Below are 15307 nucleotides of genomic sequence, written 5' to 3'. Positions count from 1 at the left end.
CTCGATCACTTTTTTTATATAGATTTAGTGATAAAGTTCCACTAAATAAATTTCTTGTTGTTACCTTTTACTTTCTGTTAGGAGGAGTTATGCATTCTTTTACAAAAAATATGGAGCAATCTCTTATCCAACTCGCTGGTAAGCTCGCTCAACAGCGGCATTTAGGAGCAATTAGGGATGCATACATATCATTTATGCCTTTTATTATCGTTGGTTCTATATTATTAGTAATTAGCTCATTCCCGAGTGAAGCATATAAACAATTTATGGTCCAAATTTTCGGAGAAAATTGGGATGAAATTATTGAGATTCCATTTAATGTGATTTTTTCTTCAATGGCATTGTTTATTTCTTTTCTAGTGGCTTATAGATTAGCGGAACGTTATAACATTGATAAGATGTCTAGCGGTATTTTATCTTTGTCGGCATTTTTAATACTGACACCATTTCTTCGTATAGAAAATGTGGGTAGCGTAATTTCAACAGAATGGATTGGCTCTAAAGGGTTATTTATCGCTATGTTAGGTGGAATTATATGGACTGAGCTTTTTGCTTGGCTATTGAAACGCAATATTAGGATAAAAATGCCTGATGGTGTACCGCCAGCGGTTCAACAATCATTTGCCGCATTAATTCCAGCATTAATTATTTTATGCATTGCATTAACTCTTCGTCTTTTATTCGCAAATACAGAATATAAAACGATCCATCAATTTATTTATCAAATTTTGGCTATGCCAATAAGACATTTTGGCACTTCTTATTTTGGTGCGTTTATGACTGTTTTCAGTATTAATATTCTCTGGTCTGTAGGCATAAATTCTGGTTCTATGGTTAATGGTATTTTACGTCCGTTCTGGCTAGAAAATCAGGCAGAAAATCTAGTAGCTATGCAAAATGGACTTGCCCCTCCGCATATCGTAACAGAACAATTTTTTGATATGATTTTTATGGGCGGTTCTGGATCAACATTAGCATTAGTTTTAGCAATGATTATTTTTGCGAAAAGCCAGCATTGTAAAAAAGTGTCTATATTAGCAATTGGATCTTCTATATTTAATATTAATGAACCTGTTTTATTTGGCTTACCCGTTATACTCAATCCTATTATGTTGATTCCATTCAATCTCGTACCATTGGTAATGATGACTGTCCAATATGTAGGAATGTCATTAGATATGATTGCGACAACAACCGGTATTTATATCCCTTGGACTTTACCAGCAGGTATCAGTGGTTTCATTGTAACGGGACATATTTCTGGGGCAATAATACAGCTTTTAAACTTACTTATTGGAGCAATGATTTATTTACCATTTTTAAAAATTATTGATACACAATATCTACAAAAAGAATATGTGAGGTAATAATGAGTTCGATTTGGGGAATGATTGGAACTTGGCGAATGTCTTTAGAAGGCATTAGAGAGTCAAGTCAGCAATTAAAAATTGGAAGGTCTGCTCGGCAATCTGTTATCAATGCGATTAAGGCGGTCGAAGATTTTCCATATTATAAGTCGGTAGGATACGGTGGGTTACCTAATGAAGAAGGTATTGTTGAACTTGACGCAGCTTTTATGGATGGTTCGTCTTTGGCTATTGGTGCTGTAGCAGGAATTAAAAATATCGCTAACCCAATTTTAGTTGCAGAAGCTTTAAGCCACGAACGTTTTAATAACTTCCTTGTTGGAAAAGGAGCTGAAAGATGGGCTAAATATAAAGGCTTTGAAATGAAAAATATGCTGACAGATAGAGCTTATCATTACTATAAAAGATACTATCAGCAAACTATTGGACGTGGTTTAAGTCCCTATTCAGGACACGATACTGTAGGAATTATTGCTTTAGATCAACAAGGAAATATTTGTGTAGGTACTTCCACTAGTGGGTTGTTTATGAAACGCCAAGGGCGAGTAGGAGATTCTCCCTTATCTGGCTCAGGATTTTATGCAGATTCTGACGTTGGTGCAGCTACCGCAACAGGTTTAGGAGAAGATCTAATGAAAGGTTGCACTAGTTATGAAATTGTCCGTAAAATGCGTGCTGGAATATCACCTCAAAAAGCGGCGGAAATAACAGTTTCAGAGTTAGAATTACGTTTATTGGAAAAATATGGTAAGGCAGGAGACTTATCTGTTGTATGTATGGATATTGATGGTAATTTTGGCGTTGCAAGCAATATCGACACATTTTCATTTGTTGCTACAAATAATAAACTTCAACCTACAGTTTTTTTAGCTAAAAATAAAGATACTCATACTTTCTATGAGCCAGCTGATAATGAATGGATGAGAAATTATCAATTAAACTTAGTGGGGGATTTAAAATGACGATTAATTGCTTATTAAAAATCATTGATGATCAACTATCTTTACCACCAAATAGTGTATTTATTTCTTGGAAAAGTAGCGTTTCTAACCTTAATCATTTATATCCTAATTTATTCATTTCTTCAACTTATACATCAATTCCATTATCAATTCATCACTACTTTTTTGAAAATGATAAAACGTTTTATCAAGAGCGGTATTATTTTCTTAAGAATTCTTTGAAAGATTTAAAACGTTATATCAATAACATTCATCATATCATTCTCGATTTAACGGAATTTGACCCCAAAAATAATGATGATATCGCATTAGCAGAAAATATATTATTGACGTTATATAACTCTGTTTATGATATTTCTGATCTTGGTTTTAAACATAAAAATGAAACACAAAAACACGAATTTTTATTATTAATTAAGGATCAAGTTGAATTATGGAAAAGATTAAATGATGAATTTCTTATAATTGGAAAGGCAATGGTTAAAGCGAGAAAGCTAGCTGATTTACCTGCAAACATAGCTACACCACTATATTATTCTCAATATTTGGAAAATTATGCTAAAAAGAATAGGTTAGATATTCAAATCTTAGATAATCAATCCTTATGTCAATACGGATTTGATGCGCTATATACAGTAGGACAAGCGAGTCAACACTCTTCTTATTTAATAAAGATAAGCTATAACGGAATACCTGATAATAATCATCGCTATCTCTTTGTTGGGAAAGGTATTACCTTTGATACTGGTGGATTGTGGTTAAAATCAGGCGAAAAAATGGCAACGATGAAATATGATGTATGTGGTGCTGCAGTGCTAATTGGGTTACTTGATTCTGTAGTAAAAATGCAATTACCGATTAATATAACTATTATTTTAGGGTTTGCTGAAAACACTGTAGGTAATAATGCAATGCGACCTGGAGATATTATTAAATCATATTCAGGGAAATTTATTGAAATAATTAATACTGATGCGGAAGGGCGTTTAATTCTAGCTGATTTATTAAGTTATGCTACAGAACAAAAACCAACCTATATTATAGATGTAGCAACATTAACAGGAGCTATCGTAAAAACATTAGGTTATGAAATTAATGGAGTGATGAGTAATAATGAAGAACTCGTACACAAAATGAAGCAAGCTTCAGAACAATCAAAACAACGAATTTGGCAATTACCTTGCGATGATTCATTTAAGCCTCAAATTGAAAGTAAGATAGCTGATTTAACAAATACGCCACCAAATAATGCGGCAATTAGTATTTCTGCTGCCTATTTTTTGAGTTCATTTGTGAAACAGTATCCTTGGTTACATCTAGATATTAGTGGAACTGCTTTAGATCATAATGAAAATATTTGTGCTAATGGTAATCCGCTACCCTTATTATATCACTTTTTGAAAAATGAGAGTTGCTAATAACATAAAACTATAAGGAGAACATAATGAAAAAAATATTATTAATTTGTGATATGGGAATGTCTACTAGTTTAGTTGTAAAGAAAATGAATAAGATTGCAAAAGAAAAGTCATTATCCTTACAAATTGAGGCCCATGGAATGCAGCACTTCAAAGAATTAATTCAAGAATTTGATTGTGCATTATTAGGACCGCAAATAGCGTATAAACTAGAGGAGTGTCAAAATATAGCTCATCAATTTAATAAAAAAGTAGCTTGTATTAATATGATGGATTATGGAATGTTGGATGGAGAAAAGATTCTTGCTCAGGCACAATCATTACTTTAAGTGGAAAGAATAAAATGAATAAAAAAATTTCTGAAACACAAATAATGGAACTTATTTGTTATGCGGGGGAGTGTAGAAGTCTATTAATGCAGGCTATCAAAAAAGCAAAATCTTTTACTTTCGATGAGGCAGAAGCTTTAATAGCACAAGCTGAAAAAAGTCTTTTACAGGCACATTCGCAACAAATGGCTCTAATTGCGGCAGATGAAGGTGAGGGAGAACTCCCCACCACGATTATTTTAGTGCATGCTCAAGATCATATTATGAATGCAGTATTACTCTTTGATTTAGCAAAAGAACTTATTGATGTTTATCGACAAATCTCTCATCAATCATTGAATTGTAAATAAGATATTGCTGTTTTTTTCTGTAATCTTGTTCTAGATAGATGAGCGTTTAAGTAATCTTCATACATTAATAGTAGTGCATCTATGCCGAGTCTAGCATCAGTAAATGTACCGCATAAGATTTCTGTAAAATCTTTATTTTGATCAAATTTCTGAAAAGAGAAAGATAATTGCTCATTAGTTTTTTGGAAAACATAAGGAACGGATAGTCTGTTACAGATAGTTTCTACTAACGTTATTTTTTGCCCCTCGATACTAGTTATCTGGTAGGGAAGCATATTTTGATAATAATTGATAATGCCATCCAATCTTGTTTGTTTTTGATCTAAACAAGCAAAACTAATAAACCCCGTCAGCTTTTCTACAAGTATAAGTAAAAACTCTTTATTTTTTGATATGGACTTAGGTAACGGAATAATGTCTAAAAATGTATCTCCTATTTTTTGCGGAAGTAATGTTTTTTTAACCCGATTTATTTGTAATTTTTGAAGACTTCTAGCTAAAGCTGCTCTAGATATTTTCTGGTTTATTAGGGAATGAGTTGCTTTTAACAATTCATCTAATGATAAATTTAGCCGTATCCGCAAATAAACAATTAACGCTTCTTGTTCAGAACTTAATCTACGATTAACTGTGTGAGGAGTATGTGACCGATCAAAAGTAGAAGAACGTTTACGCCATTTCCTAATTGTTTGTAATGAAACACTAAACTGTTCTGCAAGTTCAGAATCTGACTTTGTGGATGTCTGAATATAATTCCGTACCTTGGGGGTTGTCGTTGCATTAGAATGTAGCTTTATTTCCATTATTACGTATCCAATCGCATTTTTTATCTCAAATTATTGATGATGAAAGGTTTCTTCCAAAGTTGAGCAATTCTAAGATGCTCAGGTTTATTATAAACATACAATATTATCGGGTGATAAATGTTGGCTGTTCTATCAGTAAAATTTAATTGTGATCAAGTTTAAATCATTTTTTACAAGACAAAAATTAAAAATCACTTTAATATAGAGAGAAATTTGACTTAACTTGTAAGAAGGAAACTAAAATGGCAAAAATTGTTAAAATTATTGGTCGTGAAATCATCGACTCTCGCGGTAACCCAACTGTAGAAGCAGAAGTTCACCTTGAAGGTGGTTTCGTAGGGCTTGCGGCTGCACCATCTGGTGCATCAACAGGTTCTCGCGAAGCGTTAGAATTACGCGATGGCGATAAATCTCGTTTCTTAGGTAAAGGTGTATTAAAAGCGGTTGAAGCGGTAAATGGCCCAATCGCACAAGCTTTAGTGGGTAAAGATGCCACTAATCAAGCTGAAATCGACCAAATTATGATCGACTTAGACGGCACGGAAAACAAATCTAAATTCGGTGCAAACGCGATTTTAGCGGTTTCTCTTGCGAACGCAAAAGCAGCCGCCGCTTCTAAAGGCTTGCCACTTTACGCGTGGATTGCTGAGCTTAACGGCACACCGGGTGTTTACTCAATGCCGTTACCAATGATGAACATCATCAACGGTGGTGAACACGCAGATAACAACGTGGATATCCAAGAATTTATGATCCAACCAGTGGGTGCGAAAACATTAAAAGAAGCACTACGCATTGGTGCTGAAGTGTTCCACAATCTTGCTAAAGTATTGAAATCTAAAGGTTTAAGCACTGCGGTGGGCGATGAAGGTGGTTTCGCTCCAAACCTAGAATCAAACGCTGCAGCGCTTGCTTGTATCAAAGAAGCAGTAGAAAAAGCAGGCTATGTATTAGGTAAAGATGTTACCCTTGCAATGGACTGTGCGTCATCTGAGTTCTACAACAAAGAAAACGGTATGTACGAAATGAAAGGTGAAGGCAAATCATTCACTTCTCAAGAGTTTACACACTACCTTGAAGCGCTTTGCAAAGAATACCCAATCGTTTCTATCGAAGATGGTCAAGATGAATCAGACTGGGAAGGTTTCGCTTATCAAACTAAAGTGTTAGGCGACAAAGTTCAATTAGTGGGTGATGATTTATTCGTAACTAACACCAAAATCTTAAAAGAAGGGATTGAACGCGGTATTGCAAACTCAATCTTAATCAAATTCAATCAAATCGGTTCATTAACTGAAACTTTAGCGGCAATCAAAATGGCGAAAGATGCAGGTTATACTGCAGTAATCTCTCACCGTTCTGGTGAAACTGAAGATGCAACTATCGCAGATTTGGCGGTGGGTACAGCAGCAGGTCAAATCAAAACTGGTTCAATGAGCCGTTCTGACCGTATCGCGAAATACAACCAATTAATCCGTATCGAAGAAGCACTTGGTGACAAAGCACCATTCTTAGGATTAAAAGCAGTTAAAGGTCAAGCCTAATTATTATACTGAGCCACCGTTTATCGGTGGCTTTTTACTATGATTAAAAATATTCTAAATATTGAAGTAAATTTTATTTTCCACACATTGCCCTATCATTCTTGAATATAATAACAAAACAGATTATTTTGATTCCTTTACGTGATGAGTTATCTCTGAATAGTATTTTTTATTTTATTTACTTTTTCTCGTTTTCTATAATATCTAAAGTTTTTGAACTACTAATTATGAAAAAAATAGCCTTAATTTTGACCGCACTTTGTTTGCTTTCAGGTTGTGGCACACTGGTGAAATTGGTTGCACCCACTTCACCTTATGAAAGCTATGCGGGAACAAAATACGATTGGCAAATGGCACAGAAATGGGGGGTGCCGATCTTAGATTTACCGCTGTCTTTTTTGTTAGATACCGCATTATTACCTTATGTTTGGGCGAAAGAATAAACTATGAAATTAAATGATCAACAGCAACAAGCCGTCCATTATGTTTCAGGGCCTTGCCTCGTGTTAGCGGGGGCAGGCTCGGGAAAAACGCGGGTTATCATCAATAAAATTGCCTACTTAATTGAAAAGTGCGGTTATTTGTCGAAGCAAATTGCCGCCGTTACCTTCACCAATAAAGCCGCGCGGGAGATGAAAGAACGCGTGGCACAGTCTATCGGGAAAGAGCAAAGCCGCGGCTTAACCATTTCCACCTTCCATACACTGGGATTTGATTTGGTGAAGCGGGAATATAAGCATTTAGGCTTGAAAGCCTCGATCACGCTATTTGATGATTCCGATCAAATGGCGTTATTGAAAGAACTCACAGCGGATATTTTGGCAGAAGATAAAGACCTGCTCAAAGCCTTGATGACGCGTATCTCTCGTTGGAAAAATGATTTGATTTTGCCCGCACAAGCCATTGCAACGGCACAAGATCCGCAAGAACGGGATTTTGCTGAATGCTATCAACGCTATGCGACGCAACTGCGGGCCTATAATGCGTTAGATTTTGACGATTTAATTATGCTGCCAACTTTGCTATTACGCCACAATATGGAAGTGCGGTCAAAATGGCAGGCAAAAATTCGCTATTTATTGGTGGACGAATACCAAGACACCAACACCAGCCAATATGAATTGATTAAGCTATTGGTGGGGGAGCAGGCACGTTTCACCGTCGTGGGTGATGATGATCAGTCGATCTACTCGTGGCGAGGGGCGAAACCGCAAAATATGGCACGATTAAAACAAGATTTCCCGCATTTAAGCGTGATTAAACTGGAACAGAATTATCGTTCCACGGGGAGAATTTTGCATTGTGCGAATATTTTAATCGCCAATAATGATCACGTTTTCGAGAAAAAATTATTTTCCGCCTTAGGCGATGGCGAAAAATTGCAAGTCATTGAGGCAAAAAATGAAGAACACGAAGCCGAACGGGTGGTCGGCGAACTCATTGCCCACCGCTTTATGCAAAAAACGCAATATCGTGATTATGCTATTTTATATCGCGGTAATCACCAATCTCGCTTATTTGAAAAAGTGCTAATGCAAAACCGCATTCCTTATAAAATTTCTGGCGGCACGTCTTTTTTCTCCAGAGCGGAAATTAAAGATATGATGGCGTATCTCCGCCTGTTGGTGAACCAAGATGACGATGCGGCGTTGCTACGAATTATCAACACGCCGAAGCGGGAAATCGGCACGGCTACCCTGGAAAAATTGGGTACGCTAGCAGCGGAAAAACAAATTAGCCTGTTTGAAACGATTTTTGATTTTGAACTCATTCAACGGGTAACGCCAAAAGCCTATGACACGTTACAGCATTTTGCCCGTTGGATTGTGGAATTAACCGATGAAATCCAGCGAGCCGAGCCAGAGCAAGCACTTCGTCGAATGCTGAGCCAGCTGCATTATGAAGAATATCTCTATGAAACAGCGACATCACCGAAAATGGCGGAAGTACAAAGTAAAAATGTGGCGACCTTATTCCAATGGGTGGCAGAAATGTTGCAAGGCGATGAATTTAATGAGTCGATGACCTTAAACCAAGTAGTAGCACGCCTAACCTTGCGGGATATGCTGGAGCGTGGCGAAGAGGACGATGAAAGTGATCAGGTACAACTAATGACCTTACACGCCTCAAAAGGGCTAGAGTTTCCGCACGTTTTTCTGGTGGGAATGGAAGAAAATATCCTGCCACATCAAACTAGCATTGATGAAGACAATGTGGAGGAAGAACGCCGCTTGGCTTATGTGGGAATTACACGAGCACAGCGAACACTCACATTCTCATTATGCAAAGAGCGGCGACAATTTGGCGAGGTTTTTAAACCAACGCCCAGCCGCTTTCTTGAGGAACTGCCCGCTGATGATGTGCTATGGGAACGTGACAAGCCTCCATTGAGTACACAAGAAAAGCAACAAAAAGCCAAAAGTCACATTGCCAATTTGCGTTCGATTTTAAACAGCTAAGTGGTAAAATGATTGAGATTGTAGAGAAATCATTCAAACAATGCACTTTTTACAAAAAACTGTTTGACTTATGTGGGGGCAATCCGTATTATACCGCCCACAAACCGATTGCGGTGAGATGGCCGAGAGGCTGAAGGCGCACCCCTGCTAAGGGTGTATAGGGGAAACTCTATCGAGGGTTCGAATCCCTCTCTCACCGCCATTTACTCAGGGCATCCGTAGCTCAGCTGGATAGAGTACTCGGCTACGAACCGAGCGGTCAGAGGTTCGAATCCTCTCGGATGCGCCATCTTATTGAACTCTACAATAAGATTAAAATGATTAAATGAATGGTACTAAATATTCAAATACGCACCCGTAGCTCAGCTGGATAGAGTACTCGGCTACGAACCGAGCGGTCAAAGGTTCGAATCCTTTCGGGTGTGCCATCTTAACAATACAAATATCGTTAATCTTATTATCTCTTAACTTTTATTTTTTCTAGAATCATAAAACGGCAATCATACATATTCCATTCATCTGCGGGATGATATTCATCAAGAATGACTTTCCATTCCGTCCAGTCAATACACGGAAAAAAAGTGTCACCATCAATTTCGGTCTGAATTTCAGTCAAATAAAGTCTATCTGCTTGTGGCAAATATTGTTTGAATAATTCGCCGCCACCTAGAAGCATAATTTCAGGGGAATCTTGTACTGAAAGCACCGCACTTTCAAAACTTGCTTTCCAAATTACACCTTGATATTCAAAGGGGGAGCGAGAAAGTACGATATTCGTCCGTTTTGGGAGGGGATGACCAATACTTTCAAAAGTTTTTCTCCCCATAATTACTGGTTTACCTTGTGTATTTTTGCGAAACCAAGCAAGATCCACAGGTAAATGCCAAGGCATTTGGTTGTCTTTTCCAATAACATTATTTTTGGTAATAGCAACAATTAGGCTAAGGATCATTTTCATCTCTGCTACAGGTTGTTTTGTTATACTATACCACAGGTTATAGTGATACAGCCCCTAAAAACTAATACTTAGATAGTTCTTATAGGAAGAGGTACAAGAGCATCACAACAAGCTAATTTAAAAAATAAGTATTCTTATGTTATTTAGGCATCTTTATAATATGGCTAGAGCTGTTTTTTTCATAAGCATATAATGTATTAAACATTAGCATAGCAACTGTCATTGGCCCCACACCACCAGGTACAGGTGTAATATAGCTTGCTTTATTCTTAGCTTTCTCAAATTCAATATCTCCTACAAGTTTTCCATCTATACGGTTTATGCCTACGTCTATTACTATAGCTCCTTCTTTGATCCAATCTCCTGGAATAAACTGTGGTTTACCTACCGCAACAATGAGAATGTCTGCTTGCTTGATATGAAATTCTAAATCTCGTGTAAAACGATGAGTTACTGTAACGGTGCAACCAGCAAGCAATAGTTCTAATGCCATTGGACGTCCAACAATATTGGAGGCACCAACAATAACAGCATGTTTTCCATAAAAATCAATTTTTGTGGATTCTAATAATTTTATAATTCCATAAGGGGTACAAGCCCGTAATGTAGGTATGCGTTGACATAGTCTCCCAACATTATAGGGATGAAAACCATCCACATCTTTATCTGGAGATATACGTTCTATAACAGATGTACTGTTAATGTGCTCAGGTAGCGGAAGTTGAACTAAGATACCATCAATCAAAGGATCATGATTTAATTCATCAATTAAGTTAAGCAGCTCATTTTCTGTGGTATTTTGTGGCAAATCATAAGATTTAGAATACATTCCCAGTTCTTCGCAGTTTTTTCGTTTACTTTCAACATAAATTTGAGAAGCGGGGTCAGAACCGACCAAAATAACGGCCAAACCTGGTGCTCGTTTACCTTGCCGTAAATATTGTTGAATTTTCCGTGTTATTTCACATTTAATATTTTTAGATAACTCTACTCCTGAAATAATTTTAGCTGTCATTTTTTCCCCTTTGCCTTTAATATAAAAGAATGTAAACGTTTGCTATTTTCGCAAAAAAAAAATATTAATGTAAGTCTTACTGGAATAATTTTAAACAATTAAATCTAACCTCAAAAAAAACTCATTGACTTACTCAGAAAGCCTTCTATAATACCCAGAAAATTTCGGCGAGTAGCGCAGCTTGGTAGCGCAACTGGTTTGGGACCAGTGGGTCGTAGGTTCAAATCCTATCTCGCCGACCACTCTTATCTTAATATCCATTTGAAATGCGCCCTTAGCTCAGCTGGATAGAGCAACGGCCTTCTAAGCCGTAGGTCATTGGTTCGAATCCAATAGGGCGTGCCATATCATTATCCTAGGTGATTTTGCTAAAGTTATTTCTAACGACGCCATTGCTTATGGTAGGCAGACTTTGGAGAATGCTACTAACTCTATTGCGAATGACTTAGATCCAAATGATGTAGTGAATGTTTCTCAATTAAAGGCTGTAATAAGTCGGGTAGATGCCTCTAGCCGAACTATCAAAACAGCCACTGGTAACAATGAAGAAACTATTTTTACTGTCCATATGGATAAATTGATTCAGGCAGCTGAAATTTGTAAGCAATGTAAGGATAGCGTTATTCTTGAATAAACGCCAATGCCTGTTCGACAACATCAATCCCTGCACCTGCTTTATGGGCATTTTCACTGAGGTATCTTCGCCATTGGCGTGCGCCTTTACAGTGTTGAAATGCACCAAGCATATGGCGGGTGATGTGGTTCAGGTGTACACCTTGGGAAAGTTGTTGCTCAATATAAGGGAACATTTTCTCCACCGCTTCTCTTGGGCTGACGATAGGGTTTTGCGGATCAAACAAGGCTTGGTCAATGTAACCCAATAAACTTGGGTTCTGATAGGCTTCACGCCCCACCATTACGCCGTCTACATAATTCAAATGAGCTTGCATTTCTTCAATGGTTTTAATCCCACCGTTAATGCTAATCCACAGTTGTGGAAAATCCCGTTTCAGTTGGTAAACCCGCTCATAATCAAGCGGCGGGATTTCGCGATTTTCTTTTGGGCTTAAACCGCTGAGCCACGCTTTGCGCGCGTGAACGATCAATTCTTGGCAGCCCGCTTTTGCCACTTTTTCGACAAAATCACACAGAAATTCGTAGCTGTCCAGCTCATCAATACCAATACGCGTTTTCACCGTAACGGGAATATCCACCACGGATTGCATTTGTTCAACACACTGAGCAACTAAATCCGCTTTTGCCATTAGGCACGCGCCAAACATTCCATTTTGTACGCGATCAGAGGGGCAACCTACATTGAGATTAATTTCTTGATAGCCCCGTTGCTCTGTGAACCTAGCACAATGTTGCAACTGATCGGGATCGCTACCGCCAAGCTGAAGTGCCACAGGATTTTCCGCCAGATCAAATTCTAAATGATCGTATTTGGCGTGAATGATCGCCCCTGTGGTGACCATTTCCGTATAAAGTAAGGCGTGCTGGGTAAATTGGCGATGAAAATAGCGACAATGGCGGGTTGTCCAATCGAGCATTGGGGCGACAGAAAACCGCCCACGATAAAAGTGCGGTTGTTTTTCAGTGAGTTTTTTGTGTTCCATTATTTGGTTTCTTCTTGTACGGCTTGCTTTGTTACTTCTTGTTTCACTGCGTCTTGTTTTATGGCCTCTTGTTGCTTCGCCTCCTCTTGGATACGTTGGCGGAAGCGTCCCGCAGCAAAATGATAGAACGGTTTTGCGTTAAATTGGCGTGAAATAATAGAAGCGATAAGGCTACAAATCAAGAGTCAAAATAATACAGGCTCACTCGCAGTCATTTCCATCACGATCACACTTGCCGTAACAGGGGATTGGGTTGCTCCCGCCAAAAATGCTGCCATACAGAGCAAAACTAAAAGGCGTTGATCGACAATTTCTCCCGTAAGCGACCAAACTTGAACACCAATCCCCGCCCCAGTAGTGAGTGCGGGAGTGAAAATGCCGCCTGCTGTGCCAGTCCAATAAGTGGCAACCGTAGCAAATAATTTACTTATCCCAACTTCTGAGGCAACGGTTTGATCATCAAGGGCTTTGGTTACGACTTCGTAACCCGTGCCGTAAGTTTGTCCGTGAGTGAATGTACCAAGTCCTGCAAGGATCAAGCCTAAAATAAACGCCGTGTAAATAGGGTGGCGGCGAATCCAACCTCGCATTTTGGCTGGAGCGGTGCCTGCAACGCCTTTGGCGAGTAACCACGCAAAAACGCCGCCTAACACCCCGCTCACTACGCTGCAGAGGATCACCCATAGAAACATATAGGGTACGGAAGTTTGTCCGTGATAATTGGGGAAATAAGGATTATTGCCTTCGATAGCAACTAAAATAAATCCAGCAGCCAATACGCCGAGCAATACACGACGTTCCCAGCGTAATAAAATGCCCCGCCCGAGTTCTTCAATGGCAAAAATTACACCGCCTAATGGGGCATTGAACGCCGCAGCCAATCCTCCCGCCGCCCCTGTTGCCATTAGTTCATTGACGTTTAGCCCTTTGAATGCCAAGCCGTGGCGACGGCAAACATTGCCCCACGCATACATCACCGCTGCCCCCCACTTGCACCGAAGGCCCTTCCCGTCCAACGGAAGCTCCAAACAGCATCGCCAAAAAAGTGAGTGGGATTTTCCACAGGGTTTGCCCAAAAGCGATGAGTTTGCTTTTATTTGCACTGTAAGGCATATCAATGGAAGCGATAACTTGAGGAATGCCACTGCCCGAAACATAAGGGGTATATTTGGCAGTTACCCAAGCCAAAAAGGCTAAGCCCAACGGCAGCACCACCCACACCGCATAGGGATGTTTAGCTGTCCAAAGGGCATTCCAATGCAAACCGAGATCCGCCAGCTTCGCGAAACCGAGAGAAAATAACGACACCAACGCCGCCCCCATTAATAAACAAGAAAATTCAAGGGTTTTGCGAGAAATACGGTAACTTTGGCGTAGAGTTCGGTGAATAAAATGACGAATTTTATTGGTAAATCGCTTTAACATTGTGGAAATTGTTGATGAGGTTTAAATTGGGCGAAATTATAGCAATATTTTTCTCTGCAAGGTATGGGAAAGCAAGAAAAATAGGGATAAAAAACACCGCACTTTACTTTCCTGTGGCGTTACTTTGCCTCACCGAACGATTTGTACTGTATCGGTTCAAAGCCTTGTATGAAAGTGAAAACAATTTAGTTATTTTGAAACAGCTAGACAAGATCTGCTCGCTGAGAAGTGGAAGCCCAAAAATAAACACGCCATATTGATCATATGGCGTGAAAAATGTTCCGCAAAAGGGAAAAGACCACAATCATTAAAGTGCGGTCATTTTTTAGCGTATTTTTTAGGCTTGATCACCGATTAATACGCTTTCTAACGCGATTTCAATCATTTCATTGAAGGTTAGTTGGCGTTCTTCTGCGGTGGTTTGTTCGTGAGTGCGAATGTGGTCTGATACGGTACAGATGGTTAAAGCTTTCGCACCAAATTCTGCAGCAACACCATAAATGCCCGCGGCTTCCATTTCTACGCCCAAAATGCCGTATTTTTCCATTACGTCAAACATTTCCACATCTGGCGTATAGAACAGATCAGCAGAATAAAGGTTTCCCACACGCACATTGATGCCTTTGTTTTTTGCCGCTTGCACGGCGGCTTGGGTCATATCAAAATCGGCAATAGCAGCAAAATCGTTATCTTTAAAGCGAATGCGGTTCACTTTGGAATCCGTACAAGCACCAAGCCCGATGATGACATCACGCAATTTAACATCTGAACGCACGGCACCGCACGAACCGACGCGGATAATTTTTTTCACGCCGTATTCAGTGATCAGCTCTTTGGCATAAATAGAGCAAGACGGAATACCCATTCCGTGTCCCATTACGGAGATTTTGCGACCTTTGTATGTGCCTGTGTAGCCAAGCATATTACGCACATTGGTTACTTCTTTGGCATCGTCTAAAAAGGTTTCAGCAATATATTTAGCACGCAACGGATCGCCCGGCATTAATACTACGTCAGCAAAAGCCCCAGCGGGTGCGTTAATATGTGGAGTCATA

Annotated in this window: 13 protein-coding genes, 5 tRNA genes and 1 pseudogene; 13 read left to right on the top strand and 6 right to left on the bottom strand. The window is 39.0% G+C overall.

From position 1 onward, the window contains the following. Nucleotides 1–89: 89 nt before the first annotated feature. Genes HBL79_RS08660 through HBL79_RS08640 form a run of 5 tightly spaced genes read left to right on the top strand, consistent with a single transcriptional unit; the run spans nucleotide 90 to nucleotide 4426 of the window. Complete coding sequence (locus HBL79_RS08660) at nucleotides 90–1367, top strand: PTS sugar transporter subunit IIC (RefSeq protein ID WP_035685564.1); 1278 nt, start codon at nucleotides 90–92, stop codon at nucleotides 1365–1367. 38 nt (nucleotides 1368–1405) lie between these two features. Beyond that, on the top strand, nucleotides 1406–2329 hold the full coding sequence (locus HBL79_RS08655; protein ID WP_233570697.1) for a glycosylasparaginase: 924 nt from the start codon (nucleotides 1406–1408) through the stop codon (nucleotides 2327–2329). Beyond that, on the top strand, nucleotides 2284–3747 hold the full coding sequence (locus HBL79_RS08650) for a M17 family metallopeptidase (protein WP_233570696.1): 1464 nt from the start codon (nucleotides 2284–2286) through the stop codon (nucleotides 3745–3747). The genes HBL79_RS08655 and HBL79_RS08650 overlap by 46 nt, the downstream gene beginning before the upstream one ends. Before the next feature lie 26 nt (nucleotides 3748–3773). Next, nucleotides 3774–4076, top strand: coding sequence for a PTS sugar transporter subunit IIB (locus tag HBL79_RS08645; protein WP_017805365.1), 303 nt, complete (start codon nucleotides 3774–3776; stop codon nucleotides 4074–4076). A gap of 14 nt (nucleotides 4077–4090) precedes the next feature. Then, the gene (locus HBL79_RS08640; RefSeq protein ID WP_035685558.1) at nucleotides 4091–4426 is read left to right on the top strand and encodes a PTS lactose/cellobiose transporter subunit IIA; all 336 of its coding nucleotides are present in this window, start codon (nucleotides 4091–4093) and stop codon (nucleotides 4424–4426) included. Here the strand turns inward: HBL79_RS08640 and HBL79_RS08635 are convergent. Next, complete coding sequence (locus HBL79_RS08635; protein WP_046097505.1) at nucleotides 4405–5229, bottom strand: helix-turn-helix domain-containing protein; 825 nt, start codon at nucleotides 5227–5229, stop codon at nucleotides 4405–4407. The genes HBL79_RS08640 and HBL79_RS08635 overlap by 22 nt on opposite strands. Nucleotides 5230–5474: 245 nt before the next feature. Here HBL79_RS08635 and eno point away from each other — a divergent pair, with 245 nt between their 5' ends. From eno to HBL79_RS08605, 6 genes are all read left to right on the top strand, one after another. Beyond that, nucleotides 5475–6776 carry a phosphopyruvate hydratase gene (eno, locus tag HBL79_RS08630; protein WP_046097504.1) on the top strand — a complete coding sequence of 434 codons (1302 nt, stop codon included), beginning with the start codon at nucleotides 5475–5477 and terminating at the stop codon, nucleotides 6774–6776. Nucleotides 6777–7003: 227 nt separating this feature from the next. Continuing rightward, on the top strand, nucleotides 7004–7219 hold the full coding sequence (locus HBL79_RS08625; protein WP_035685552.1) for a YceK/YidQ family lipoprotein: 216 nt from the start codon (nucleotides 7004–7006) through the stop codon (nucleotides 7217–7219). Between the two features lie 3 nt (nucleotides 7220–7222). Next, nucleotides 7223–9235, top strand: coding sequence for a DNA helicase Rep (gene rep, locus HBL79_RS08620; protein WP_035685550.1), 2013 nt, complete (start codon nucleotides 7223–7225; stop codon nucleotides 9233–9235). A 112-nt stretch (nucleotides 9236–9347) separates the two neighbouring features. Continuing rightward, a tRNA-Ser gene (locus tag HBL79_RS08615) sits at nucleotides 9348–9437 on the top strand. A gap of 10 nt (nucleotides 9438–9447) precedes the next feature. Beyond that, nucleotides 9448–9524 (top strand) — tRNA-Arg (locus HBL79_RS08610). A 62-nt stretch (nucleotides 9525–9586) separates the two neighbouring features. Further along, a tRNA-Arg gene (locus HBL79_RS08605) sits at nucleotides 9587–9663 on the top strand. A gap of 29 nt (nucleotides 9664–9692) precedes the next feature. Here the strand turns inward: HBL79_RS08605 and folA are convergent. Both folA and folD read right to left on the bottom strand, forming a co-directional pair. Beyond that, entirely contained in the window at nucleotides 9693–10187 is a 495-nt protein-coding gene (folA, locus tag HBL79_RS08600) for a type 3 dihydrofolate reductase (RefSeq protein ID WP_167316931.1), read from the bottom strand. 145 nt (nucleotides 10188–10332) lie between these two features. Next, nucleotides 10333–11208, bottom strand: coding sequence for a bifunctional methylenetetrahydrofolate dehydrogenase/methenyltetrahydrofolate cyclohydrolase FolD (folD, locus tag HBL79_RS08595; RefSeq protein WP_017805372.1), 876 nt, complete (start codon nucleotides 11206–11208; stop codon nucleotides 10333–10335). 165 nt (nucleotides 11209–11373) lie between these two features. Here folD and HBL79_RS08590 point away from each other — a divergent pair. Both HBL79_RS08590 and HBL79_RS08585 read left to right on the top strand, forming a co-directional pair. Next, a tRNA-Pro gene (locus tag HBL79_RS08590) sits at nucleotides 11374–11450 on the top strand. A 26-nt stretch (nucleotides 11451–11476) separates the two neighbouring features. Continuing rightward, nucleotides 11477–11553: transfer RNA gene (locus HBL79_RS08585), tRNA-Arg, on the top strand. A 275-nt stretch (nucleotides 11554–11828) separates the two neighbouring features. Here HBL79_RS08585 and dusA read toward each other — a convergent pair. The 3 genes and pseudogenes from dusA to deoD all read right to left on the bottom strand — a co-directional run bounded on the left by dusA (nucleotide 11829) and on the right by deoD (nucleotide 15306). Continuing rightward, on the bottom strand, nucleotides 11829–12827 hold the full coding sequence (gene dusA / locus HBL79_RS08580; RefSeq protein WP_035685543.1) for a tRNA dihydrouridine(20/20a) synthase DusA: 999 nt from the start codon (nucleotides 12825–12827) through the stop codon (nucleotides 11829–11831). Next, nucleotides 12827–14252: pseudogene (locus HBL79_RS08575) on the bottom strand (chloride channel protein). Before HBL79_RS08575 ends, dusA begins: the two are co-directional and overlap by 1 nt. 337 nt (nucleotides 14253–14589) lie before the next feature. Then, the gene (gene deoD, locus HBL79_RS08570; protein ID WP_017805375.1) at nucleotides 14590–15306 is read right to left on the bottom strand and encodes a purine-nucleoside phosphorylase; all 717 of its coding nucleotides are present in this window, start codon (nucleotides 15304–15306) and stop codon (nucleotides 14590–14592) included. Between the last annotated feature and the right edge of the window lies 1 nt (nucleotide 15307).

The organism is Avibacterium paragallinarum, assembly GCF_011765605.1.
Lineage (GTDB): Bacteria > Pseudomonadota > Gammaproteobacteria > Enterobacterales > Pasteurellaceae > Avibacterium > Avibacterium paragallinarum.
Note: the sequence above shows the minus strand (reverse complement) of the source record. Positions and strands in the feature narration are given on the sequence as shown.

Bases quoted from the DNA above. Each gene is read 5' to 3' on its own strand.
- eno (WP_046097504.1), top strand. From the start codon at position 5,475: ATGGCAAAAATTGTTAAAATTATTGGTCGTGAAATCATCGACTCTCGC.
- HBL79_RS08645 (WP_017805365.1), top strand. From the start codon at position 3,774: ATGAAAAAAATATTATTAATTTGTGATATGGGAATGTCTACTAGTTTA.
- HBL79_RS08660 (WP_035685564.1), top strand. From the start codon at position 90: ATGCATTCTTTTACAAAAAATATGGAGCAATCTCTTATCCAACTCGCT.
- HBL79_RS08625 (WP_035685552.1), top strand. From the start codon at position 7,004: ATGAAAAAAATAGCCTTAATTTTGACCGCACTTTGTTTGCTTTCAGGT.
- rep (WP_035685550.1), top strand. From the start codon at position 7,223: ATGAAATTAAATGATCAACAGCAACAAGCCGTCCATTATGTTTCAGGG.
- HBL79_RS08640 (WP_035685558.1), top strand. From the start codon at position 4,091: ATGAATAAAAAAATTTCTGAAACACAAATAATGGAACTTATTTGTTAT.
- dusA (WP_035685543.1), bottom strand. From the start codon at position 12,827: ATGGAACACAAAAAACTCACTGAAAAACAACCGCACTTTTATCGTGGG.
- folD (WP_017805372.1), bottom strand. From the start codon at position 11,208: ATGACAGCTAAAATTATTTCAGGAGTAGAGTTATCTAAAAATATTAAA.
- deoD (WP_017805375.1), bottom strand. From the start codon at position 15,306: ATGACTCCACATATTAACGCACCCGCTGGGGCTTTTGCTGACGTAGTA.
- folA (WP_167316931.1), bottom strand. From the start codon at position 10,187: ATGATCCTTAGCCTAATTGTTGCTATTACCAAAAATAATGTTATTGGA.
- HBL79_RS08635 (WP_046097505.1), bottom strand. From the start codon at position 5,229: ATGGAAATAAAGCTACATTCTAATGCAACGACAACCCCCAAGGTACGG.
- HBL79_RS08655 (WP_233570697.1), top strand. From the start codon at position 1,406: ATGTCTTTAGAAGGCATTAGAGAGTCAAGTCAGCAATTAAAAATTGGA.
- HBL79_RS08650 (WP_233570696.1), top strand. From the start codon at position 2,284: ATGGATGAGAAATTATCAATTAAACTTAGTGGGGGATTTAAAATGACG.